General features: G+C 61.4%; 18 protein-coding genes. All 18 read left to right on the top strand.

Annotated elements, in window-relative coordinates; genetic code table 11:
• The first annotated feature begins 61 nt into the window (after positions 1 to 61).
• Positions 62 to 1249 (top strand): glutamine-hydrolyzing carbamoyl-phosphate synthase small subunit, encoded by a 1188-nt coding sequence (gene carA / locus QZ540_RS02760; protein WP_294627547.1) that lies wholly within the window; start codon positions 62 to 64, stop codon positions 1247 to 1249.
• Positions 1250 to 4570, top strand: coding sequence for a carbamoyl-phosphate synthase large subunit (carB, locus tag QZ540_RS02755; protein ID WP_294627545.1), 3321 nt, complete (start codon positions 1250 to 1252; stop codon positions 4568 to 4570).
• Complete coding sequence (gene pyrF, locus QZ540_RS02750; RefSeq protein WP_294627543.1) at positions 4570 to 5427, top strand: orotidine-5'-phosphate decarboxylase; 858 nt, start codon at positions 4570 to 4572, stop codon at positions 5425 to 5427. The genes carB and pyrF overlap by 1 nt, the downstream gene beginning before the upstream one ends.
• A 368-nt stretch (positions 5428 to 5795) precedes the next feature.
• Positions 5796 to 6176 (top strand): integration host factor, actinobacterial type, encoded by a 381-nt coding sequence (mihF, locus tag QZ540_RS02745; protein ID WP_005505949.1) that lies wholly within the window; start codon positions 5796 to 5798, stop codon positions 6174 to 6176.
• Positions 6177 to 6217: 41 nt separating this feature from the next.
• Positions 6218 to 6775 carry a guanylate kinase gene (gene gmk / locus QZ540_RS02740; protein ID WP_005505951.1) on the top strand — a complete coding sequence of 186 codons (558 nt, stop codon included), beginning with the start codon at positions 6218 to 6220 and terminating at the stop codon, positions 6773 to 6775.
• Positions 6776 to 7060: 285 nt separating this feature from the next.
• Positions 7061 to 7519, top strand: coding sequence for a DNA-directed RNA polymerase subunit omega (gene rpoZ, locus QZ540_RS02735; protein WP_044150418.1), 459 nt, complete (start codon positions 7061 to 7063; stop codon positions 7517 to 7519).
• Positions 7520 to 7549: 30 nt separating this feature from the next.
• Positions 7550 to 8989, top strand: coding sequence for a phosphopantothenate--cysteine ligase family flavoprotein (locus tag QZ540_RS02730; protein ID WP_294627541.1), 1440 nt, complete (start codon positions 7550 to 7552; stop codon positions 8987 to 8989).
• Between the two features lie 337 nt (positions 8990 to 9326).
• Complete coding sequence (rapZ, locus tag QZ540_RS02725; protein WP_005505957.1) at positions 9327 to 10241, top strand: RNase adapter RapZ; 915 nt, start codon at positions 9327 to 9329, stop codon at positions 10239 to 10241.
• Positions 10242 to 10336: 95 nt separating this feature from the next.
• Complete coding sequence (gene yvcK, locus QZ540_RS02720; protein WP_049345462.1) at positions 10337 to 11389, top strand: uridine diphosphate-N-acetylglucosamine-binding protein YvcK; 1053 nt, start codon at positions 10337 to 10339, stop codon at positions 11387 to 11389.
• A 106-nt stretch (positions 11390 to 11495) separates the two neighbouring features.
• Positions 11496 to 12461, top strand: coding sequence for a DNA-binding protein WhiA (whiA, locus tag QZ540_RS02715; RefSeq protein WP_005505961.1), 966 nt, complete (start codon positions 11496 to 11498; stop codon positions 12459 to 12461).
• Positions 12462 to 12705: 244 nt separating this feature from the next.
• Positions 12706 to 13974, top strand: a complete 1269-nt coding sequence (locus tag QZ540_RS02710; RefSeq protein ID WP_294627539.1) for a ComEA family DNA-binding protein — start codon at positions 12706 to 12708, stop codon at positions 13972 to 13974.
• An 89-nt stretch (positions 13975 to 14063) separates the two neighbouring features.
• A complete protein-coding gene (locus QZ540_RS02705) occupies positions 14064 to 16049 on the top strand; it encodes a ComEC/Rec2 family competence protein (RefSeq protein WP_294627537.1) in 1986 nt (661 codons plus the stop codon).
• 150 nt (positions 16050 to 16199) lie between these two features.
• Complete coding sequence (holA, locus tag QZ540_RS02700; RefSeq protein ID WP_294627535.1) at positions 16200 to 17234, top strand: DNA polymerase III subunit delta; 1035 nt, start codon at positions 16200 to 16202, stop codon at positions 17232 to 17234.
• Between the two features lie 15 nt (positions 17235 to 17249).
• A complete protein-coding gene (locus tag QZ540_RS02695) occupies positions 17250 to 17876 on the top strand; it encodes a type II toxin-antitoxin system PemK/MazF family toxin (protein WP_294627533.1) in 627 nt (208 codons plus the stop codon).
• A gap of 254 nt (positions 17877 to 18130) precedes the next feature.
• Positions 18131 to 18394, top strand: a complete 264-nt coding sequence (gene rpsT, locus QZ540_RS02690; RefSeq protein ID WP_049337420.1) for a 30S ribosomal protein S20 — start codon at positions 18131 to 18133, stop codon at positions 18392 to 18394.
• Positions 18395 to 19331: 937 nt separating this feature from the next.
• Complete coding sequence (locus QZ540_RS02685) at positions 19332 to 20354, top strand: PAC2 family protein (protein ID WP_294627530.1); 1023 nt, start codon at positions 19332 to 19334, stop codon at positions 20352 to 20354.
• Positions 20355 to 20441: 87 nt separating this feature from the next.
• Complete coding sequence (lepA, locus tag QZ540_RS02680) at positions 20442 to 22292, top strand: translation elongation factor 4 (RefSeq protein ID WP_294627528.1); 1851 nt, start codon at positions 20442 to 20444, stop codon at positions 22290 to 22292.
• Positions 22293 to 22452: 160 nt separating this feature from the next.
• Positions 22453 to 23724: a radical SAM family heme chaperone HemW gene (gene hemW / locus QZ540_RS02675; protein WP_294627526.1), complete on the top strand. Its 1272-nt coding sequence runs from the start codon at positions 22453 to 22455 to the stop codon at positions 23722 to 23724.
• Positions 23725 to 23901: the final 177 nt, after the last annotated feature.

Here is a 23901-nt window from a genome sequence, read left to right as displayed (position 1 = left end):
ACCTGCACGGTAGAGGCCGTACAGGAAGCGGGGGAGAACACCAGAGAAAAGGAAGAAGAGCATGACTGACATGACACGATCCGGCGCCCTGCGTACGGACCGCGCGCTGCTCGTCCTGGAGGACGGCACCGTCTACCGCGGCTACGGCTACGGCGCAACCGGCGCGTCCCTGGGCGAGGCGGTTTTCTCGACCGGCATGACCGGCTACCAGGAAACCCTGACCGACCCCTCCTACGCGGGTCAGATTGTGGTTCAGACCGCTCCCCATATTGGCAACACCGGCGTGAACAAGACCGACGCTGAGTCCCGCAAGATTTGGGTTGCCGGCTACGTGGTTCGCGACGCTGCACGCGTGGCATCCAACTGGCGTTCTGAGCGCACCCTCGACGAAGAGCTCATCGAGCAGGGCATCGTCGGTATTCAGGGCATTGACACTCGCGCCCTGACCCGCCGCCTGCGTTCGAGCGGTTCGATGCGTGCGGGCGTGTTCTCCGGTGAGCACGCTGAGCGCCCCGAGGCTGAACTGCTGGAGGAGGTGCGCGCCTCCGAGCCGATGGCTGGCCGTAAGCTCGCTGACTCCGTTTCGGTTGACACCGCCTACACTGTTGAGCCGCACCAGTTCAACTGGTTCGCACCCCCGGTCGCAACCATTGTCGCCCTGGACCTGGGTATCAAGTCGATGACCCCGCAGCGTTTCGCTGAGCGTGGCGTGCGCGTGCACGTGCTGCCCGCGAACGCAACCCTTGAGGACATCTACTCCTACAACCCCGACGGCGTGTTCTTCTCCAACGGCCCCGGTGACCCGGCAACCGCTGACGAGCAGGTTGAGTTGCTGCAGGGCGTGCTGCGTAAGGGCACCCCGTTCTTCGGCATCTGCTTCGGTAACCAGCTGCTCGGCCGCGCCCTGGGCTTCGGCACCTACAAGCTGCCCTTCGGCCACCGCGGCATCAACCAGCCGGTCATGGATAAGACCACCGGCAAGGTTGAGATCACCGCGCAGAACCACGGCTTCGCTGTGGACGCGCCGATTGGCGACTACGTGACCGCACCGAACGCCGAGTTCGGTCAGGTTATGGTCTCCCACGTGGGTCTGAACGACAACGTGGTTGAGGGCCTGACCTGTAAGGACATCCCCGCGTTCTCCGTGCAGTATCACCCCGAGGCTGCTGCGGGTCCGCACGATTCCGCCTACCTCTTTGACCGTTTCATCGACCTGATGGTCGCAACCAAGACTGCAAAGGAAGCATAAATGCCTCGTCGTACTGACCTTAATAGCGTCCTCGTCATCGGTTCCGGCCCCATCGTCATCGGTCAGGCAGCGGAATTTGACTACTCCGGCACTCAGGCGCTGCGCGTGCTGAAGGAGGAGGGCGTGCGCGTCATCCTCGTGAACTCGAACCCGGCAACCATCATGACCGACCCCGAGTTCGCGGACGCCACCTACATTGAACCCATCACCCCCGAGGTGATTGAGAAGATTATCGCTAAGGAGAAGCCGGACGCAATCCTGCCGACCCTGGGCGGTCAGACCGCGCTGAACGCGGCTATCTCCCTGGATGAGCGCGGCGTCCTCGCCAAGTACAATGTTGAGCTCATCGGCGCGAACATTGAGGCGATTAACCTCGGTGAGGACCGTGAAGCATTCAAGGGCGTGGTGGAGCGCGCCGGCGGCGAGTCTGCACGCTCGGTGATTGTTCACTCCATGCCGGAGGCGCTGGAAGCAGCTAAGGAGCTGGGCTACCCGATGGTGGTCCGCCCCTCCTTCACCATGGGTGGTCTCGGCTCGGGTATGGCGTACAACGAGGAAGACCTCTACCGTATTGCCGGTGCCGGTATTCAGTACTCGCCGACCAGCGAGGTCCTACTGGAGGAGTCCATCCTCGGCTGGAAGGAATACGAGCTGGAGATGATGCGTGACACCAACGACAACGTCGTGGTCGTCTGCTCCATCGAAAACTTCGACCCCGTGGGCGTGCACACCGGTGACTCTATCACCGTGGCACCCGCACTGACCCTGACCGACCGTGAGTTCCAGAAGCTGCGCGACATCGCGATTAACGTGATTCGTGAGGTTGGCGTGGACACCGGTGGTTGTAACATCCAGTTCGCGATTGACCCGAAGACCGGCCGCATCATCGTCATTGAGATGAACCCGCGTGTGTCTCGCTCGTCGGCGCTCGCGTCGAAGGCTACCGGCTTCCCGATTGCGAAGATTGCGACCAAGCTGTCGCTGGGTTACACCCTGGATGAGATTCCGAACGATATTACCCAGAAGACTCCGGCGTCCTTCGAGCCGACCCTCGACTACGTGGTTGTGAAGGTTCCTCGCTTTGCGTTTGAGAAGTTCCCGGCTGCTGACCCGACCCTGACCACCACCATGAAGAGTGTTGGTGAGGCTATGGCTCTGGGCCGTAACTTCACTGAGGCTCTGCAGAAGGCGATGCGTTCGCTGGAGCAGAAGGGTGCCTCCTTCTCGTTCAAGCCGCTGTCCCTGTCTGAGGCTGAGCTGGCTGAGCTGATTGAGAAGACTAAGGTTCCGACCACTCAGCGTATCTACCAGGTTCAGCAGGCTCTGCTGGCTGGTGCTACCGTGGAGCAGCTGCACGAGGCAACTAAGATTGACCCGTGGTTCCTGGATCAGCTGGTGCTGCTGAACGAGGTGGCCGGTGTGGTTTACGAAAAGCGTGACCACCTTGACCCGGAGACCCTGAAGCTGGCTAAGCGTCACGGTTTCTCTGACGCTCAGATTGCCGAGATTATCGGCTCTTCTGAGGACGTTGTGCGCGGTGTTCGCCACGCTCTGGGTATCCGCCCGGTCTTCAAGACTGTTGACACCTGTGCTGCCGAGTTTGAGGCGTTCACTCCGTACCACTACTCCTCCTACGACCTGGAGGACGAGGTCGCGCACCACGAGAAGCCCTCGATTATGATTCTGGGTTCGGGCCCGAACCGTATCGGTCAGGGTATCGAGTTCGACTACTCGTGCGTGCACGCTTCGCTGGTGTTGCGTTCGCTGGGTTACGAGACTGTCATGGTCAACTGCAACCCCGAGACCGTTTCGACCGACTACGATATTTCGACTCGCCTGTACTTCGAGCCGCTGACCCTTGAGGATGTGCTGGAGATTGTTGAGTCGGAGCGTCGTACCGGCGGTCTGATGGGCGTGTTCGTGCAGCTGGGCGGTCAGACTCCGCTGAAGCTGGCTCGCGCCCTGAAGGATGCGGGCGTGCCGATTCTGGGCACCACCCCCGAGGCTATTGACCTGGCTGAGGACCGCGGCGAGTTCGCTCGCGTGCTGGAGGAGGGCGGCCTGATTTCGCCCAAGAACGGTACCGCGTTCACCTTCGAGGGTGCTAAGCGCATCGCTGACGAGATTGGTTACCCGGTTCTGGTTCGTCCTTCGTACGTGCTGGGCGGCCGCGGCATGGAGATCGTCTACGACGAGGCTAACCTGGCTCGCTACCTGGAGAACGCTACCGAGGTTTCGCCCTCACAGCCCGCTCTGATTGATAAGTTCCTTGAGGACGCTATCGAGATTGACGTTGACGCCCTGTTCGACGGTGAGGAGCTGTACCTGGGCGGCGTCATGGAGCACATTGAGGAAGCCGGTATTCACTCGGGTGACTCTTCCTGTACTCTGCCTCCGATTACTCTCGGCCCGGACATCATCGCTAAGGTGAAGGACGCTACCGAGAAGATTGCTCGCGGCACCGGTGTGCGCGGCCTGATTAACATTCAGTTCGCGTACGTGTCTGAGAACCTGTACGTGATTGAGGCTAACCCGCGTGCGTCCCGTACCGTTCCGTTCGTGTCGAAGGCTACCGGCGTGCAGATGGCTAAGGCTGCTGTGCTGATTGGTCTGGGTAAGACCATTGCTGAGCTGAAGGCTGAGGGCTACCTGCCGTCGAAGATGGATGGTGCGTCCCTGCCGCAGGAGACTGCGATTGCTGTGAAGGCTGCGGTTCTGCCGTTCGCTCGTTTCCGCACTCCTGAGGGTGTTGTGGTGGATTCGCTGCTGAGCCCGGAGATGCGTTCGACCGGTGAGGTTATGGGTCTGGATAAGCACTATGACACCGCGTTCGCGAAGGCTCAGGCTGGTGCTGGTTCGCCGTTGCCGACCTCCGGTAAGGTGTTCATTTCGGTGGCTAACCACGATAAGCGTAACGTCATTATTTACGCGAAGATGCTGGAGTCGCTGGGCTTCGAGATTGTTTCGACCGGTGGTACCGCTGAGATTCTGCGCCGTAACGGCCTGAACTCGGTGATTGTGGCGTCGAAGTTCGCTGAGGCGAATGGCGACCACTCGATTGTGGACATGGTCCGCAACGGTGACATTGACCTGATTCTGAACACCCCTGCCGGTGGTGCCGCTCGTAGCGATGGTTACGAGATTCGTGCCGCTGCGGTTTCGGTGGGCTGCCCGGTCATGACCACCATTTCTGAGTTCGCTGCGGCTGTTCAGGCGATTAACGCTCTGCGCGAGCACAGCTGGGACATCATGAGCCTCCAGGAGCACGACGTTCAGCTGGCTGCCGCTGTGGATGCTCGTTCTGAGGGTGGCGAGGCGTAATGTCCGCTGCTTTTGGTGATCGTCTGGCGAAGGCGATGGCGGAGCGCGGCCCGCTGTGCGTGGGTATTGACCCGCACCCGAACCTGCTGGAGCAGTGGGGTCTTGAGGATTCCGCCGAGGGTCTGGCCGCCTTCACCGAGGCCGTGTACGAGGGTTGCGCACCCTTCGCGGCCGCGCTGAAGCCGCAGGTGGCGCTGTTTGAGCGTCACGGATCTGCCGGTCTTGCTGTGTTGGAGGCGCTGTTCGCCCGCGCTGCTGCCGATGGCGTGCTGATTGTTGCTGACGCTAAGCGCGGCGATATTGGTTCGACCATGAAGGCGTACGCGGATGCGTGGCTCGGCTCCTCGTCGCCGCTGGGTACCGATTCGGTGACCCTGAGCCCGTACCTGGGTTTTGAGTCACTGCGTCCGGCGCTGGATTTGGCTGATCAGAACGACCGCGGCACTTTCGTGCTGGCGCTGACCTCGAACCCCGAGGGTAAGAGCGTTCAGCACGTGGGCGCTTCGGAGTCCGAGGGCGCTGTGGCTAAGCGCATTATCGCTGCGGCTACCGCCGAGAATGCTTCCCGCGAGTGGGAGCAGATGGGCCCGTGCGGCCTGGTGGTTGGCGCAACCGTTGGTCAGGCGCTGGTTGATTTGGGTATTGACCTGAGCGTGTTCAACGGCCCGATTCTGTCGCCGGGTTACGGTGCGCAGGGTGCTTCGGCGGCTGACCTGTACCGCGTGTTTGCGGGCGTTGAGTCGCAGGTGCTGGTGAATTCCAGCCGTGGCGTGCTGGCTGCCGGTCCCTCGGTTGAGGGCCTGGCGAAGGCTGCGCAGGCGGCTCGTGATGACCTGTTGGCGGCTCGCGGCGCATAGTTCGCGTGTTGCGTGAGGGGCGTGTGCCCCGGTGGATTCTGTTGAGAGTCTGCCGGGGTGCGCGCCCCTTTTGCGTGTGCTGTGGGGTTCTATCGTTATGGTGCGGTGCGAGTTTACTCGCCTCGGGGTGTGGTTCTTGGGCGGGGGAGTGGGTATCCATCAAGACTCGTACCCGCGGTTCCGCTTTTGATAGGGCGAATACTCCGCTATGCTATAGGGGTACTCCCTGATATTTACGTGCTGACGTGCGTAGACGCATTGTTGGTGCGAGGGTGAGTGCCGCGGGTGGAACGGGGGTTCTCGCGCTATCCGTGTTACATTAGTTGATAAGTAAAATTCTATAACTCGCAGAAATGGGGGACCCAACCATGCCGCTGACTCCGCTAACTGAGGATGCGCGCGCCTCCGCCCGCGAGAAGGCAGTACTTGCCCGAGCACACCGCCAGGAAATTAAGCGTGCACTGAGTGACCGTGAACTTTCCGTGCGTCAGGTGCTCGATATGGTCGATTCCGACCCTGCACTGGCTAAAATGCCGGTGGGGCAGATGCTGCGCGCACTTCCGGGCATTGGTGCCGTTCGAGCTGAACGCATCATTGAAGAACTTCATATTGCACCGACTCGCCGCCTTGGCGGCCTGGGTGTACACCAGCGTCGCAAGATGGTGGAGTACTTCAACCGTAATTCGCGGTATTTGAACCGTGCACGTCGCAGGACTAATACTCTGCCTCCTGAATCTTCTCAGTCCTAACACATCGTGCCTTCAGTCGATGAAGGCGCAGTAAGGAAGCTATGTCTCAGCCGACTCTCACCGTACTGGCTGGCCCCACTGCTGTTGGCAAGGGTACGGTGTGCCAGTACATTCGTGAGAACTACCCGAACGTGTGGTTCTCTGTTTCCGCTACTACTCGTGATCCTCGCCCCGGTGAGGTTGACGGTACTCACTACTATTTCGTTTCGATGGAAGAGTTTGACCAGATGATTGCTGACGGTCAGATGCTTGAGTACGCTGTGGTACACGGTAAGAACAAGTACGGTACTCCGCGCGCTAAGGTCCAGGAGGCTCTGGACGCTGGCCGCCCGGTGATTCTTGAGATTGACCTGCAGGGTGCTCGTCAGATTCGCGAGACCATGCCTGATGCTCGCCTGATTTTCTTGGCTCCTCCGAGCTGGGATGAGTTGGTGTCGCGTCTGGTGGGTCGAGGTACCGAGAGTGAGCAGGAGCAAGCTCGTCGCCTTGAAACCGCGAAGGTTGAGTTGGCTGCTGAGAAGGAATTTGACGTCACGGTCGTCAACGACTCTGTTGAGCGTGCGGCGAAGGAGATCGCTGAGCTGATTGGCGCTGCCTAATCTGCATGCTTTGCGTTTGCGGTGGGGCTAGAGTTTCTTCCGACCTGTAGTTCTGCCGCGAGGCGTTGTGAAGGTGGGGGTTTCGAAGAGTTTTCTTCGGGCCCCCACCTTTTTGGCTGGGCTGACATTTTTTGTCCAGGCTGGTACGTGCGTTTTAGCCGTTGAGAGGGTAGAATAGTTCTTTAGTTTTGACCGTGCCCTCAGTGCGCCCGGTTTGCGCCATAGCGCGAACGGTGTGCGGGGGCGTTCGGTACGTACATTCCATCAAGCTATTTGGAGTTTTTAGTGGCAAACGAAATCAAGGAACACGAGGACTACAACTTCGTTGACGGTGTCGCTCCCGAGGGCATCGTGAGCCCCAGCGCTGACGCGCTGATTGAGAAGGCGGAGTCCAAGTACGGCCTGGTGATTTTCGGTGCCCGCCGTGCACGCCAGATTAACGCGTACTACGCTAACCTGCAGGACAATACTGCTGCGCACGTTGGCCCGCTGGTTGACGCTGAGTCGAACGAGAAGTCCCTGTCGGTGGCAATGCGTGAAATCATTGCTGACCGTGTTGTGGCGGAGCACCGCCCGGACGCTAAGTTCGACGAGGACGGCTACCCGATTCCCGAGGATCTGTCCGCTGTGATTGATTTCAGCGCGGCTGAGTTCTCTGGCGCTATCGAGGAGGAGTACATCCCCGCAGGTAGCGAAGAGGTTATTGCTATCGAAGAGGTTATCCTCGACGAGTCCGCTGAGTAATCTGCTTCTACAAGGATTCTTTGACGTACCATGCGCATTATCGTTGGTATTGGAGGGGGCATTGCCGCGTATAAGGCGGCGATGCTCCTTCGTCTTTTTGCGAAGAATGGCGACGAGGTAATCGCCATGCCCACCCCGAACGCAACGAAGTTCGTGGGTGTTCCCACTCTGGAGGCGCTGAGCGGCAACCCCGTCTCAACGGACGTGTTTGACCGCGTGCCGGAGGTGAACCATGTGCGTCAGGCTGAGAAGGCTGACGCTGTGGTGATTGCCCCGGCGACCGCTGATTTGCTGGCTCGTTTGGCGGCTGGTCGTGCTGATGATTTGCTGTCCTCTACCGTGTTGACCACGCACGCCCCGGTGATTTTGGCGCCTGCGATGCACACCCAGATGTGGGAGCATCCGGCGACTCAGGCGAACGTGCAGACCCTGCGTTCGTGGGGTTATCACGTGATTGAGCCTGCGATTGGGCGTTTGACGGGCCCGGATTCTGGTCCGGGTCGCATGCCTGAGCCGGAGGATATTTTCGCGGTCGCGCTGGACGTGATTAAGCGCTTCCCGAAGGGTCAGCTGCACCCGGTGTACACGCCCGGTTACGCACCGACTGAGCCCCTGTACACGGGTACGGAGCAGGAGCGTATGGCGGCGGCGCGTGCGGCAACGCTGACTTCGGCGCTGCTGGGTCAGGGGGATTCGGGCAAGGTTGAGCCTGGTCAGATTGAACACAGCCAGGCAACTGGCGCATCCGAATCGCTGCGTGGCCCCCTGGCCGGTCGCCTCGTGGTCATTACCGCCGGCGGCACCCGTGAGGCGCTGGACCCGGTCCGATTCCTCGGCAACCGTTCGACCGGCAAGCAGGGTGTGGCGCTCGCGGAGGCGGCACGCGACCTGGGCGCGACCGTGCACCTGATTGGCGCGAACCTTGAGGTTCCGGCACCGGAGGGTGTGCAGGTGACCCGCGTGGTGAGCGCCCTGGAGCTGCGTGAGGCAACCCTGGAGGCGAGCACGGCGGCGGATGTGCTGATTATGTCTGCGGCGGTGGCTGATTTTAGGCCCGCCGAGTTCGCCGAGTTCAAGATTAAGAAGAGCGCCGATTCTGAGGATGCGCCGGTGATTCAGCTGGTACGCAACCCGGATATTCTGCGTGAGGTCGTGGTGCGCCGCCAGCAGGCTCGTGAGGCGGGGGAGAGCCCCCTCGGTCCGAAGCTTATTGTTGGTTTTGCGGCGGAGACCGGTTCGGCGGAGAAGACTCCGTTGGAGCTGGGTCGTGAGAAGCTGCAGCGTAAGGGCACGGATTTCTTGGCGGTCAATACGGTGGGTGTGAATCGTGGTTTCGGCACGGACGATAACACGATTACGTTGCTGTCGACTCTGAATGATGAGGCGCCGGTGTTCTCCGGTTCGAAGAAGGAACTGTCGGTGCGTCTGCTGGAGCATGTGGCGGCTTTCCTGCCTGAGCTTTCTGCCTAAGAATCCTCATGCATCCGCGTAGCTACTCAGCTGGTGCGCGCTTGCTTACGTATCTTCAAAGCCCGTGCGGTACTTCCTGTGGGAGGTGTGTGCGGGCTTTGCTGTACCCTCCGTAGCTCTGCCGCCCGCCTCCTTCTGTAGACCCCCTCGGGGAGCATTATGCGCAAGCACTTGTGATGCGGGTTTCTTTCTTCTGGGGTTCCTTCTGGGGTCCCGCCGGGGAGCGTCTCATATTTCTGTCATACTGGTGAAATTTCTGACCGTACCCCTGAACCGTCAGATAAAGGTCTTGTATCATGGCATAGAGAGTATTTCGCGTTGAAGGGGAAGAAGCACCATGCCCGAGAATCAGAGCAAGCCCGCCACGGTACAGTCCGCCCAGAGTGAGGAGCGCCCTCAGATTCTGGTGATCACCGGTATTTCTGGTGCAGGCCGCAGCACTGTCGCAAACGTACTGGAGGATGAGGGCTGGTACGTTATCGATAACATCCCGCCGCAGATGCTCGGTTCCCTGGCTGAACTGGTGACCCGCGACGGTGCACGAGTGCCGAAGGTAGCGCTCGGTATTGACGTTCGCGCCCGCGCGTTGTTCTCCGATCTTCCCGCTGCGATTGAGACTCTGCGCAAGTCCGACATTGACTTCTCCATGCTCTTCCTTGACGCCAAGGACGAGACCATTATTGCCCGCTACGAGGCTCAGCGCCGCCCGCACCCGCTGCAGGGTGAGGGCCGCGTCCTCGACGGTATCCGCGCTGAACGCACTCTCTTCGAAGGTCTGCGCCTCGCTTCTGACCGCACCATTGACACCACCGGCATGAACGTTCACGAGCTGGCTCGTACCGTGCGTGAAATGTTCGCTGAAGGTGCGGATAAGAAGCTGAACCTGACCGTGATGAGCTTCGGCTTCAAGTACGGCGCACCGTCGGACGCTAACTACATGGCTGATATGCGTTTCATCCCGAACCCGCACTGGGTCCCGGAGCTGCGCCCCCTGACCGGTCAGGACGCCCCGGTGCGCGACTACGTGCTGGAGCACGCCGGCACCGAGGAGTTCATCAGCAACTACCTTGCGGCTCTTCGCCCCGTGCTTGAGGGCTACCGCCGTGAGGGCAAGTACTACGCCACCATCGCAATTGGCTGCACCGGTGGTAAGCACCGTTCCGTGGCTGTGACGGAAGAACTGGCCCGTCGTCTCTCTGCTTTCGGTGAGCTGAACGTGAATGTTCAGCACCGTGACAAGGGCCGCGAGTAAGTTCCGCCCGGCGCGTCGTGTTTCATTAGCCGCCGTCCGGCCCCGCACACCGTGGGGCCGGCATACCATTCCTTCCGGGTATGTGAGGTATTACTATGTCCACCCATTCGACCAGTTATGACACTCAGGGTATTCCGCGCCTGCCGGCTCTGCCGACTCAGGCGTTGCGCCTGTTGAAGACCACGCACCGTTCGCCGAAGGTCACGGCGATGGGCGGCGGCCACGGGCTGTACGGTTCCCTGTCTGCGCTTCGCCACGTCACGCCTGATTTGACGGCTGTTGTGACGGTTGCTGACGATGGCGGCTCGTCGGGTCGTTTGCGTGAGGAGATGGGTATTCTCCCTCCCGGAGATTTGCGTATGGCGCTTTCCGCGCTGTGTGATGACACCGATTGGGGTCGCACGTGGCGTGATGTGATGCAGCATCGTTTTAGCGCGCCTGAGGGGTATGAGGGTGAGTTCCCGCTGGATTACCATGCTCTCGGTAACCTGCTGATTGCTACTCTCTGGCAGCTGCTGGATGACCCGGTTGCCGGCCTGGACTGGGCGGGTGCCCTGCTGAATGCGCGCGGCCGCGTGTTGCCGATGGCGCTGGATCCGATGGTCATTTACGGTACCGTGCTGCGTGAGCATAACGGTGGCGGTATTGAGCGCGTGAAGGTGGTCGGCCAGGTGAACCTCTCGAAGGAGGAGCGGGTTCACGATATTGGTCTATCTCCCGCAAATGCGCGTCCTTGCCCGGAGGCGCTCTCCGCTATTGAAGAATCCGACTGGATTGTTTTGGGTCCGGGTTCGTGGCGTACGTCGGTTCTGCCGCATCTGCTGTTGGACGCTCAGCGTGAGGCGATTATCCGCACGGAGGCGCGCCGCTGCGTGGTCATGAACCTCTCCGACGATAAGGAGACGGTCGGCTTCACCCCGGCAACGCACCTGGATTTGTTGCGCCAGTACGCCCCGAAGCTTCACCTGGACGCGGTGATTGCTGACGCTGACATGCAGGCTGATCACCGTTCCGAGCTGGAGCGTGAGGCTTCTGCGATGGGTGCGAAGGTTGTGTGGGCGCATCTGCGTTCGAGCTCCCAGCCGAATGTGCACGACCCGCTGAAGCTTGCGGCTGCGTATAACGAAGCGTTTGAGCTGAGCTCCTAGGTTTACTGGCTTGGATTTGCGGCTCAGGTGTGCTGCTTGAGCTGGCTGTTTTGTGCGCTCTTTTCCTGATTTTTAGACTTAAACACTACGCCCAGAAGGACCTTTCATGGCATTAACCACGCTCGTCAAGGACGAACTCGCCAACTACGAGGCAACGAAAGTCTCTGCTCGTAAGGCGGAAATCTCTACGATTCTGCGTTTTACCGGAGGCCTGCACATTGTCTCGGGGCGAATCGTGGTGGAGTCTGAGGTCGACCACGAGGCAACCGCCCACCGCATGCGCCGCACCATCGCGGAGATTTACGGCCACGACTCTGAGCTGACCAGCGTCAGCGGTGGTGGCCTGCGTCGAGGCGGCCGCTACATTGTGCGTGTGGATCACGGCGGTGAGGCGCTGGCTCGCCAGACCGGTCTGCTGGATTTGCGTGGCCGCCCGGTGCGTGGTCTGCCGCCGGCTGTGGTGAACGGCTCCCTGCAGGACGCCGAGGCGGTCATGCGCGGTGCGTTCTTGGCGCACGGTTCGCTGACTGAGCCGGGTCGCTCCTCCTCCCTGGAAATTACCTGCCCCGGTCCGGAGGCGGCGCTCGCGCTGGTGGGTGCGGCTCGTCGCCTGGACATTATTGCGAAGGCACGCGAGGTGCGCGGCACGGACCGTGTGGTGGTGCGTGACGGCGAGACGATTTCGCAGCTGTTGGAGCGTATGGGCGCGACCGGGACCCTGACCACGTGGCGTGAGGCGCGTACCCGCAAGGAGGTTCGTGCGACCGCGAACCGTCTGGCGAATTTTGATGATGCGAACCTGCGCCGTAGCGCTCAGGCGGCTGTTGCGGCGAGCGCTCGCGTGGAGCGTGCCCTGCAGATTCTGGGTCATGAGGCGCCGGATCATCTGCGCTATGCCGGTGAGCTACGTGTGTTGCATAAGCATGCGTCGTTGGATGAGCTGGGTCGTCTGGCTGATCCGCCGATGACGAAGGACGCGATTGCGGGCCGTATTCGTCGCCTGCTGGTGATGGCTGATAAGCGTGCTTCGGAGCTGGGCGTTCCGGGTACTGAGTTGCCGCGTGAGGACTAAGCGAGGGCTAGATTCTGGTCTGTGCGGCGCGGTCTGCGCGTGTGGCGGTGCTTGTGTCTGGGCATGTGGCTGAGGTGTTTGTGACGGTTTTATGACAAACCGAAACCCGCCGTTTTTGAACAAAAACCGCATATTTTTCAAAAATGAGCCTGTGGATAGCTTCTTTCTCGTTGTTCGAGGGGAGTTATCCACAGGTTCTTTGTTCGCGCTCGTGCGTTCGCGCGCGTGAGCCTAGGGTAGGGGTATGACGAGCATGACCCCCAACCCCGACCAGAACGCTGTACAGAGCCCTGCGCAGGACAGCGCAGGACAGCCTGGCAACACAACCCAGCAGGGCGGCGCGCAGCGTAGCGCCCGCTCCCTGATGAACAGCCTCTACCGCAGCCCCCGCGCCCGCAAGAACGGTGCGCCGGATGCCGAGGACACCGTGCCGCTGGCTATTGCCGCTGAGGTAACGCCCGCGGAGGTAGCTGCCGAAGAAGCTGAGGCACCGCAGCCTGAATTTTCGCTGCCTAATTCTTCTCAGCCCGGCACCGCACAGCCCAGGGCGAGCCAGCCCGTACCTACCGGCGACCCTGTACCTACCAGCAAGCCCACGGCATCCCAGCCGGAGTCGAATGGTTGGGCTGACTGGGATCAGCAGCCCGATTGGAACGAGGTGGACGACTGGGCGGAGTGGGAGCAGGCCGATCAGCCCGGCACCACCCGCAGTGCCCGTTGGGGCTTGTCGCCGCGCGTGCTGCTTCTGGTGGCGGTGTTGGCGTTGGTTGCCGTGGTGTGGGGTGTGACCCAGTTTTCGGCGGCGCCGCGTGCCGAGCAGGTCGCCTCCCCGGGCGCTTCTGCCGAGTCGGTGCAGGCGGTGGGTGCCCAGCAGAGCCCCGGAACTCAACCCGGCACCCAGTCCGCTACTCAATCTACTGCCCAGCCGGGCGCTAACCCGAGTGAATCTGCGCAGGGTGGCGCCTCCGGTGAGGCTACCGTGCGGGTGCACGTGGCGGGTGCCGTGAACAATCCCGGCGTGTACACGCTACCCGCGCAGGGTCGTGCCGTGGATGCGATTGCCGCCGCCTCCGGTGCCGCCGCGGATGCTGACCTGGACCGCGTGAACCTTGCCGGTGCGCTCAGTGACGGGGTGCAGATTTATGTGCCGCATCGTGGTGAGACGGCTGCTCCGGCGCAGATTCAGCCCAATGGTGGAACGGCAAATGCGGGTCAGGGTAACGCGGCGAATGGTGCAGCGCAGAACGGCGCTTCTCAGGGCGGTGCTCAGCCTCATCCTGCACGCACGCTAACTCCTGCAGGCAGCGCGCAGAAGGGCTCAACCCCGGTGAACATTAACACCGCCACCGCTGAGGAGCTGCAGACCCTGCCGCGTATTGGTCCGGCAATGGCTCAGCGCATTATTGCCTGGCGTGAGGCGCACGGCGGTTTCCGTAGCGTAGATGAGCTGGATGCGGTGCCCGGCATTGGTCCGTCGATGCTGGAGAATCTGCGCCCGCTGGTGACGGTCTAATGCCCCGGCAGAACCGCTTGCAGAACCGCAGGCCGAACCGTTTGCAGAACCGACAGCAGGCAGGGGAGCGGGAGCTATTTCCCGGTTCCTTGCGCCTCACCCGGCGCCTCACCCGTTCCGCGGCTACGGCGTATGACCGCGCCCGCTACCGCTGGAGCATCGGTGCTGAGCGGTGGCGCACCCGCCGCGACGAGCAGGAGCTGCGCGCCCAGGGAAGCCTCATTCACCTGGACCTTCGCCTGAGCTTTACGGTGCTGGTGCTGTGGGCGTTTACCGCGGCGGCGCTGACGGTGGGCACGTGGCGGGTGGCGCATCCGCTGGCGTGCGTGCTCATTGCCTTGCTGGGGTGCCTGGCGATTCTGCTGTTCTTCCCGCCGCGCGCGGTGATGCCCTACAGCCTGCTCTTTCGCACGACCGGTCAGCTGGTTTTTCTGGCGTGTATCGTGACGGTTCAGGCGGTGCTTCTGTGCGCTACGGGGGTGGATGCATCCCGCGCTACCCTGCAGCAGGCGCAGGGTGCCTCGCTTCGTCTGAATGGCACGGTGGAGCAGGTCCGCCGCATGGATCCGCGAACTACTCTGGTGGTTATTAAGCTGGAGGAAATTCAGGGGCGGAGCGTGCGTGCGCTGGTGAATGAGCGGGTGCGCGTGTACCGGCGTGACGGTTCGGCAAAGAGCGCCGCGCGCAGTCTGGAGGCAAGTTCGGAGGCGAGCGCGGAAGTAAGCTCGGCGGCTAAGCAGCGGGGGAGCGGCACCGCGCGCTCGCAAGTGATTTATCCGGGCATGAAGGTGACCGCCCTCGGCACCGTGGAGTTCAACGGCTCCACGGCGAAGCTGAGCGGCGCGACTATTTTCCCGATGCCCGCACCCGCCTATGGCGCCGGATCGAACGCCTCGGGCGCCGCCCGGACTGAGGAGGAGCCGTACCTGTCCACGCTCAAGGAACAACTGCGCACCCGCGCCCTGGATACCCTGGGCACGGAATCGGCGGCACTGGTTTTGGGTACCGCCTACGGGGATGATTCGCTGATGAGTTCCACCGCGCGGGAGGAGTATAAGCTCAGCGGGCTCAGCCATATTACAGCGGTGTCCGGGGCGAATATTGCCATTGTGTTTTTGGGTGCGTACCGGCTGGTGCTGGCGGTTCGTCCGTACCGTTTCGCCAGCGCATACCTGCTGTTCCGTTCCTGGATGCAGTGGTTGCGGGGGAGAGGCACGGCTCGTTCTCGCCGCCCCGCCCACTCTCAACAATCGGCCTACCCTCAACAACCTACCCCGCCAAATGCCCACGCCCTGCCGCCGCTCGTGCACCGGCTGAGCACCCTCGCCATTCCGCACCGCGTCATGGTGCTGTGCGGGGTTGCGGCGGTGCTCGCCTACGCCATGCTGCTGGACTCTGAGGGTTCCGTGATTCGTTCCCTCGCCATGGGTCTGCTCGGTGCTTACGCGATGCTGCGCGGTTCGGGTCGCCAGTCTTTGGCGGCTCTGCAAACCACGGTGCTGATGTGTCTGCTTGCCGCCCCGCACCTCGCCGTGGATATGGGGTTCGCCCTGTCGGTGACGGCAACCTCCGCGCTGATTCTGCTGGGCCCGCCGCTGATTCGTCTGCTCATGCGCGTCATGCCGGTGTTCTGCGCGGAAATGCTCGCCGCGCCCATCGTGGCGTCCCTGTGGTGTACTCCGCTGATTTTGGCGATGAGCGGTACGGTGCCGCTCTATTCGGTTCCGGCGAATCTGGTGGCGGCTCCTTTGGCGCCGCTGAGTATGCTCGCCGGGCTGGTTGCGCTCGGATTCATGCTCCTGGGTCTGCCCACTGCGGCGGATCTGTGCCTGCGTGCCGGTGGTCTTGCCGCGCAGGGCATCGAGTGGGCGGCACACACTGCCGCGCACGCGCCGGGTAACCCGTGGGAGCCCGGTTCGAGCGTCCCGGCGGTGGTGTGTAGCGCCCTCTGCATGCTGGCGTTGAGCATTGCCCTCTGGTGGGTGGATGCGCGCCGCTACCGCGCGGTCACGCACCGGCAGTATTTGCGGGTGGTGCAGCCAACCGTGCCCGCCCATCAGCCCGCCCGCCTCTGACAAACTACCCGACCAACTCCCTGACCAACCCTAGGAGGTCCCCGAAAAGAAAACGCTATGATGGATACTCGAGACTCTACCCGCGTGGCGCCCCGCACGCCGCGGGTTCGAGTTCACCCCGTACCCTGCAGATAAAGGCGAGTGATAAGCGTGTCCGAGCGTAAGCGTTCAACCCAGCGTGGTGGTTCCCGAGGCTACGCCCGCCGAGGCGGCCCCGTCCTCGACACCGCGTGGCGTACCGTCACTCCGGCACCCGCCGTCATGCTGTACGGCCCCGAGGAGTACTTTGCTTCCCGCGCTGCGGCGCGCCTGCGTGAGCTGTTCCGCGAGGCCCACCCCGAGGTGGATCGCGTTCAGATTAACGCCGCCACATACACGGCGGGGGAGCTGACCCTGCATGCTTCACCTTCCCTGTTCGGTTCGGCGAAGATTATTGAGGTTGAGAACGTCGCCTCCATGAGCGACGAGTTTTTGACCGATACGCTCGCTTACCTGAACGCCCCCGAGCCGGACATCATGCTCATTCTGCACCACTCGGGCGGTAACCGCGGCAAGAAGCTCATCGACCTGGTGCGATCCCAGTTCGTGCTCATCAACTGCAAGGCGCTCAAGACCGACCGTGAGAAGAGCGAGTTTCTGGCAGGGGAGTTTACTGCCGCCCAGCGTCCGATTACCGGTGGCGCCTTGGCGCTGTTGACGGCTGCCGCATCCGACACCGCGGAGCTTGCCGCCGCCTGCCAGCAGCTGCTCTCTGACGTGCCCGGCGACATCACCGAAGAGGCGGTGAACCGCTACTACGGCGGCCGCACCGAGGTCACTGCGTTCCGCGTGAGTGACGCCGCGATTTCCGGTAACGCCCCGGAGGCACTGCGTCTGCTCCGCCACTCCCTTGCCACCGGCACGGAGCCGATTCCGATGCTGGGTGCGCTCGCTATGCGCATCCGCAGTATTGCGCGCGTGCACCACGTGCGTATGAGCGCTAACGAGCTGGCGCGTGAGGTGGGCATGGCGCCGTGGCAGGTGGAGCAGGCTCAGCGCGATGGCCGTCGTTTTACCGGCGCACAGCTGGCGCATATTGTGCAGCTTCTGGCTGATGCCGACGCCCAGCTGAAGGGCGAGTCGCAGGATGCGGTGTATGCGGTGGAGCAGGCTGTTTTGGCGATTGCTCTACCGCCGCGCCTGTAGTGCATAATAGAGCCCATGCTCGAAATTCTGAAGAAAATTTTCTTTGCTCTGCTGCCCTTCCTGCAGAAGGCGGCAGAGGATGCCCTCAACGACGCTACTGCGTCTAAGGGCGGCTCCGAGTCCTCCCAGAAGAGTGAATCTCGTCAGGGTGAGGCTCGCACCTCCGGTTCTTCGGCGCCTAAGCCGAGCGCCCCGAAGCCTTCCGCGTCGACTCGTTCGGCAAGCACCGCCTCCGCTTCTGCGGGTTCGGACTACCCGGGCGATTACCGCGACATGATTAACTTTGAGTACTCGCCCTCCCTGGATGGCGACGCTGACCCGGGTGAAATCGTGTGGACGTGGGTTCCCTTCGAGGAGGACCACTCGCAGGGTAAGGACCGCCCGGTGCTCCTGGTGGGTCGTGACGGTGAGTACCTGCTGGCGCTGATGATGACCAGCAAGGACCACAACAACCGTGAGCACGCTGATTCGAACTACCTTGATATTGGTTCGGGCCCGTGGGATCCGCAGGGCCGTGCCTCTGAGGTGAAGCTGAACCGTGTGATTCGTGTTCGCCCGGATTCGATGCGCCGTGAGGGTGCGATTATGCCGGAGGATACGTTCCGCCTGATTGAGCGTGCGTGGACTCGCCATAACGGCTAACGTCCTGTGCTTTACGCCGGGAACCTGAGGGTGACCGGCATTAGATGTGGAGGCTGCGTGTAGCGGTTTTCACAGTATTTTTCTCTCCGCGAGGGTCTGTCGTGGAGGCTGTTCATCTGGTATTATGTTTGGTTGAGTGTCCGATGGTCATCGGGCACTGCTGGCCGGTTGCCATAGGCATCCCCACGCCGCTCAGTCGATGATCGGCCAGCGTCGCCCTCACCGACCAATAAGACAAAACAGAAAGTTTAATTGTGGCTAACATTAAGTCTCAGAAGAAGCGTATCCTCACCAACGAGAAGGCTCGCCTGCGCAACAACATTGTAAAGTCCGAGCTGAAGACTGCGACCCGCAAGGTCAAGGCTGCTGTTGAGGCACAGAACCAGGAAGCTGCTGTTGAGGCTCTGCGTTTTGTGAACCGTAAGCTGGACAAGGCTGTTTCCAAGGGTGTTCTGCACAAGAAGACCGCTGCAAACAAGAAGTCCGGTCTTGCTACGCTGGTAAACAAGGCTTTCTAAAACTTGCGGGGTACGTGAGTACCTCTCTGGTTTAAGGGCAGAGACCCCCTGTGTTCCCCCTCCTCTAAGGGGAACGCAGGGGGTTTCTTTTTTCGTGTATACTTGGGGTCAAAGAGTTAGACGATTCCCCTGCAACCCTGAGCCTCACCTGTTGGTGTGGCAATAATGCTTGGGCGGCCGCAGCTTTATGCTTCGGTCTAGAGGACCGTTCGGGGGCGTCACCGGCTAACTCCTTATAGCTTTTGCGAAAGGCATCCTGCTAAATAGCGGGGTGCCTTTTGCTATATCCGGAAGGAACCTAAAACTGAGTGAAGCGCCGTTCTTGTCGTAAAGAGAAGAGGCAACATCTAGCAAAACCTTTTTCAAAATAGTGAGTAAATTGTGACTATTTGCTGCTCATGCTGATGACTGGGAAATGGAGCCCGCAGCATGCGACCCATTGGAGTAGTAGCAAGCCAGTAATACAAAGACAACTGACGAAATAGGAAGATAGATTTTCGTGTACACTTGGGGTTAAGGAGTTAAACGACCCCTCTGAAACCCTGAGCCGCACCTATTGGTGTGGCAATAACGCTTGGGCGGCCGCGGCTTTACGCTTCGGTCTAGAAGACATCGGGGGCACCACCGGTTAACTCCTCATAACTTTTGTGAAAGGCATCCTGCTAAGCGGCAGGGTGCCTTTCACTATGCCCGCTTGTCGTGGTTATATGACACACAGATTTCGGGGAGGCGCCTGCTCGGTGACGAAACCGCTTGCGGGTTACGGAAGAGCCCGTATAGTGGGAACTATCGGCGGTACCGCACGCCGCCCGCACCATATAGATAGCGTGGGGGAGCGAGCGCTGCCGATACACACCACACAACCACCGATGGTTCACCGGCAACTTTCCATACACCCCATGCGCCCGGTAACCCAACCACGAGCTAAGGACCAACGATGAGCCAGCCGAACTTCCCACCCGCCCGACTCTTTGACGCTTTCGCCAAGCCCGCCTCCACAGAACCGCCCGCGAAGAAGGGACTGCTCGGCAAGCTGGGCCTGGGCGAATCCTCCGAAGAGGACAACTACACGACCGTCATGCTCGTCGGCTTCAACTCCATCAAGGAACCCCCGGGCAACGGCGAGGACGCCCTCGACGTGATTCACCGCGCCTTCGACCCGTGCGATGAGAGCCCCGGCTTCGACATGGACGACTTCTACGACTATGCTTCCGTCGCCCCGCAACTGCAGAACAGCGACGACTCCGAATCCACGGTTCTGGTGTGGCCCAAGGTTTTCTACAACATGGTCACCATCCCGGAGCGCCGCCTACGTCTGCTCGTGGTGACCGGCCCCGCCCCGAGCCTGTGCATGCAGCGGTTCATGAACCGCTTCTTCAAGTACGTGAAGAAGCTCCACGTAGACCACGCCATCTTCGTTGAAACCTTCGAGGACCAGGTGGCGCACACCCGCTCGTACCCGTACACGCTGACCACCCACGATGAGAAGCTGGCGGCAATCCCCGGCATTCTGCACGAGGACTACACCGGTTCTACCTCGGTCACGATGGCGATGTCTGCGCTCGCCGCCGAGCACGGCCTGCGCTCTTCGGTCATGCTGCGTATGAGCATCCCGGGGTACCTGAGCTTTGACCAGCAGAACCCGCGCGCGGTCGTGAGCCTGATCGAGGCGCTGGAGGTCATCCTCGGCATTGAGGTCGAGTCTGAGGAGTACGACCGCCTGCGCGCCCACGCCGACGAGTGGGAGGCGGAGCTCGCCGAAGAAATGGCGAAGGACTACGAGAAGGTCGAGCTGGTGCGTGAGATTGAGCAGAAGATGGATTCGACTCTGCGCACTGTCTCCGGTGAGGTGATTGCCGAGGATATTGAGGGCTACCTGGATTCCCTCAGCGGCGCATCCGAGGCTGAAAACCCTGCAGATGGTGGTGCGGAAGCCCCGGAGGATTCTTCGGAACGCTAGGTCCGTTCGCACATATGGCGCGGGTATGGGAAAATGATAGGTAACTATGCCCATACCCGCAGCCAGCATCTCGAAAGGATGATGTGATTGGCACCCATGTCGAAGAACCCGCCCGTTCCAGCGGCGACCGACCCCGCGATTATTCGCAACTTCTGCATTATCGCCCACATTGACCACGGTAAGTCCACCCTCGCAGACCGTATGCTGCAGGCCACCGGCGTGGTTGCCCCGCGCGATATGAAGGCGCAGTACCTGGACCGCATGGACATTGAGCGTGAACGCGGTATCACCATTAAGTCTCAGGCTGTGCGCATGCCCTGGGATGTTGACGGCACCTCCTACGCGCTGAACATGATTGACACCCCCGGCCACGTGGACTTCACCTATGAGGTGTCCCGCTCCCTGGCTGCGTGTGAGGGTGCGCTTCTGCTCGTGGACGCTGCCCAGGGTATTGAGGCTCAGACCCTGGCGAACCTGTACCTGGCGATGGAGAATGACCTGACCATCATCCCGGTGCTGAACAAGATTGACCTTCCCGCGGCTCAGCCGGATAAGTACGCTGAGGAGCTGGCGAACCTGATCGGTTGCGAGCCGGACGAGGTTCTGCGCGTATCGGGTAAGACCGGTGAGGGTGTCGAGGCTCTGCTGGACCGCATTGTGGAGGCGATTCCCGCCCCGCAGGGTGACGCATCCGCCCCGGCGCGCGCCATGATTTTTGACTCGGTGTACGACTCGTACCGCGGCGTGGTCACCTACGTGCGTGTTGTGGACGGCAGCCTGCAGCCGCGCCAGAAGATTAAGATGATGTCCACCGGCGCTGAGCACGACCTGCTCGAAATCGGCGTGATTTCCCCTGAGCCCGTGCCCTCGAAGGGCCTGGGTGTGGGCGAGGTGGGTTACCTCATCACCGGCGTGAAGGACGTCCGTCAGTCCCGTGTGGGTGATACCGTCACCTCCGCCGCGAAGCCTGCGCAGGAGTCCCTGGGCGGTTACGAGGACCCCAAGCCGATGGTGTTCTCGGGCCTGTTCCCGATTGATGGCTCGGACTACCCGGCGCTGCGTGACGCACTGGATAAGCTGAAGCTCAACGACGCCGCGCTGATTTACGAGCCGGAAACTTCTGCCGCTCTGGGCTTCGGTTTCCGCTGTGGCTTCCTGGGTCTGCTGCACCTGGAGATTGTGCGTGAGCGCCTGGAACGCGAGTTCAACCTGGACCTGATTTCGACCGCGCCGAACGTTATTTACGACGTGGTGGACGAGGCGGGCAACGCTAAGCGCGTGACCAACCCGAGCGAATTCCCCGAGGGTAAGGTCGCGACGATTCGTGAGCCCATGGTGGCGTGTACGATTATTGCCCCGAGCGAGTACATTGGCGCGATTATGGAGCTGTGCCAGTCCCGCCGCGGCCAGATTGGCGGCATGGATTACCTGTCCGAGGATCGTGTGGAGATGCGTTACCGCCTGCCCCTGGCAGAGATCGTGTTTGACTTCTTCGATCAGCTGAAGTCCCGTACCCGCGGTTACGCGTCGCTGGACTGGAAGTTCGACGGTGAGGAAGAGGCAGACCTGGTGAAGGTCGACATCCTGCTGCAGGGCGAGAAAGTGGATGCGTTCAGCGCCATTACTCACCGCGATAAGGCGTACTCGTACGGCCTGATGATGACCTCGAAGCTGCGTGAGTTGATTCCTCGTCAGCAGTTTGAGGTGCCGATTCAGGCGGCTATCGGTTCGCGTATTATTGCCCGCGAGAACATCCGCGCGATGCGTAAGGACGTTCTGTCTAAGTGTTACGGTGGCGATATTTCGCGTAAGCGTAAGCTGCTGGAGAAGCAGAAGGAAGGCAAGAAGCGCATGAAGATGGTTGGTCGTGTGGAGGTTCCGCAGGAGGCCTTCATTGCGGCACTGTCTTCGGGCGAGGAGAAGGAAAAGAAGAAGTAGCCTTTCGCCGCTTCGTAGCTTTTCCGGCTGTGTGCCGATCTGTTTGTGTGGAGAACCCGGCTGGTGCCTCGTGTACCGCCGGGTTCTCTGCACGCTGTCTGTTGATGCGCCCCGCCATATTGTTGATTCACTACTTGTACACCTAGTTCCAGGAGGCAGAATGCCCGCCCAGCCCACCGGCGACCCCGCACCCCGCGACGGGCGCATCCCCGCCACCAGCGCCGCAGGATGCGAAAACCGCGACTTCAGCCTCTACGTACACATCCCCTTCTGCTCCGTACGCTGCGGCTACTGCGACTTCAACACCTACGCCACCGAAGACTTCGGCGACGGCATCGGCCTCGGCACCTACGCCGACGACGCCATCGCAGAAATCCTCTTCGCCGCCCGCACCCTCGAAGCATCCGGCGTCGCAAAACGCCCCATGCACACCGTCTTCTTCGGAGGCGGCACCCCCACCAAACTGCCCGCCCGCGACCTCGTGCGCATCCTACAGGCAGCCGTCGACGTATTCGGCATCGTCGAAGGTGCAGAAGTCACCACCGAAGCCAACCCCGACTCCGTCACCCTTGAAGACCTGCAGACCCTCAAGGACGGCGGCTTCACCCGCGTATCCTTTGGCATGCAGTCCGTCGTGCCCGAGGTGCTGAAGGTCCTCGACCGCACCCACACCCCCTCCAACGTGCCGAAGGTTGTCGCCTGGGCTAAGGAAGTCGGCCTGCAGGTGTCCGTGGACCTGATTTACGGTTCGCCGGGGGAGACCCTGCAACAGTGGGAGCAGAGCGTACGCGCCGCGATTTCCTACGAGCCGGACCATATTTCTGCGTACTCGCTCATCGTCGAAGACGGCACCAAGCTTGCCGCGCAGATTCGCCGCGGCGAATACACCATGCCCGATGAGGACCTCATGGCGGACATGTACCTGCTCGCCGAGGAGCTGCTCACCGAAGCTGGCTACCAGTGGTACGAGGTTTCCAACTACTCGCGCAGCGAGGACACCCGCAGCGACCACAACCTCGCCTACTGGCGCAACCAGGACTGGTGGGGCATCGGCCCCGGCGCTCACTCGCACGTGAACGGCACCCGCTGGTGGAACGTGAAGCACCCGGTGCCCTACGCGCAGAAGGTGCGTGCGGGGGAGTCTCCGGCGGCGGCACGCGAGGTGCTGGACGCTTCGACCCGCGCCTTCGAGACCATCATGCTCATGATTCGTGTGCGCGAGGGTCTGGCGATGCGCGAGCTGCTCGCCGTGCACGATGAGGCGCAGCTGGGTGCCTCGCTGCGCTGGCTGGTTTCTCAAGCTTTGATTGAGCCTGATGCTTTGACATCTCAGGCTGAACCTGACCCTGAAGCCCACGTGCGCCTGACTCTCAAGGGTCGCCTTCTGGGCGATGCAGTCACCCGTGAGCTGCTTCCGGAGGCCTCTGAGTAGCGCGAGGAGCACTAAGAAATACCCGCGCGATAAGGGGCTTTTCAATCTAGGTGGCATGCTGGTGCAGGTCTGTCGCAGCTCCACTTGGGCGCCACCCCTGCCGCCGCCTGCACACAGCGCGCACCCCGGGATTGCCGTAATATTTCGGTGATTTCGGGGTGTTTTCGCGGGTTCAGA

The organism is uncultured Rothia sp., from assembly GCF_916049665.1.
GTDB lineage: Bacteria > Actinomycetota > Actinomycetes > Actinomycetales > Micrococcaceae > Rothia.
The sequence above is the reverse complement of the archived record's forward strand: the minus strand, read 5'-3'. Positions and strand labels throughout refer to the sequence as shown.

Excerpts from the sequence above, each read along its gene's own strand:
- yvcK (WP_049345462.1), top strand. The coding sequence starts at position 10,337 with ATGTCCACCCATTCGACCAGTTATGACACTCAGGGTATTCCGCGCCTG.
- gmk (WP_005505951.1), top strand. The coding sequence starts at position 6,218 with ATGTCTCAGCCGACTCTCACCGTACTGGCTGGCCCCACTGCTGTTGGC.
- mihF (WP_005505949.1), top strand. The coding sequence starts at position 5,796 with ATGCCGCTGACTCCGCTAACTGAGGATGCGCGCGCCTCCGCCCGCGAG.
- QZ540_RS02730 (WP_294627541.1), top strand. The coding sequence starts at position 7,550 with ATGCGCATTATCGTTGGTATTGGAGGGGGCATTGCCGCGTATAAGGCG.
- QZ540_RS02710 (WP_294627539.1), top strand. The coding sequence starts at position 12,706 with ATGACGAGCATGACCCCCAACCCCGACCAGAACGCTGTACAGAGCCCT.
- hemW (WP_294627526.1), top strand. The coding sequence starts at position 22,453 with ATGCCCGCCCAGCCCACCGGCGACCCCGCACCCCGCGACGGGCGCATC.
- rapZ (WP_005505957.1), top strand. The coding sequence starts at position 9,327 with ATGCCCGAGAATCAGAGCAAGCCCGCCACGGTACAGTCCGCCCAGAGT.
- QZ540_RS02695 (WP_294627533.1), top strand. The coding sequence starts at position 17,250 with ATGCTCGAAATTCTGAAGAAAATTTTCTTTGCTCTGCTGCCCTTCCTG.
- carA (WP_294627547.1), top strand. The coding sequence starts at position 62 with ATGACTGACATGACACGATCCGGCGCCCTGCGTACGGACCGCGCGCTG.
- pyrF (WP_294627543.1), top strand. The coding sequence starts at position 4,570 with ATGTCCGCTGCTTTTGGTGATCGTCTGGCGAAGGCGATGGCGGAGCGC.
- QZ540_RS02685 (WP_294627530.1), top strand. The coding sequence starts at position 19,332 with ATGAGCCAGCCGAACTTCCCACCCGCCCGACTCTTTGACGCTTTCGCC.
- whiA (WP_005505961.1), top strand. The coding sequence starts at position 11,496 with ATGGCATTAACCACGCTCGTCAAGGACGAACTCGCCAACTACGAGGCA.
- carB (WP_294627545.1), top strand. The coding sequence starts at position 1,250 with ATGCCTCGTCGTACTGACCTTAATAGCGTCCTCGTCATCGGTTCCGGC.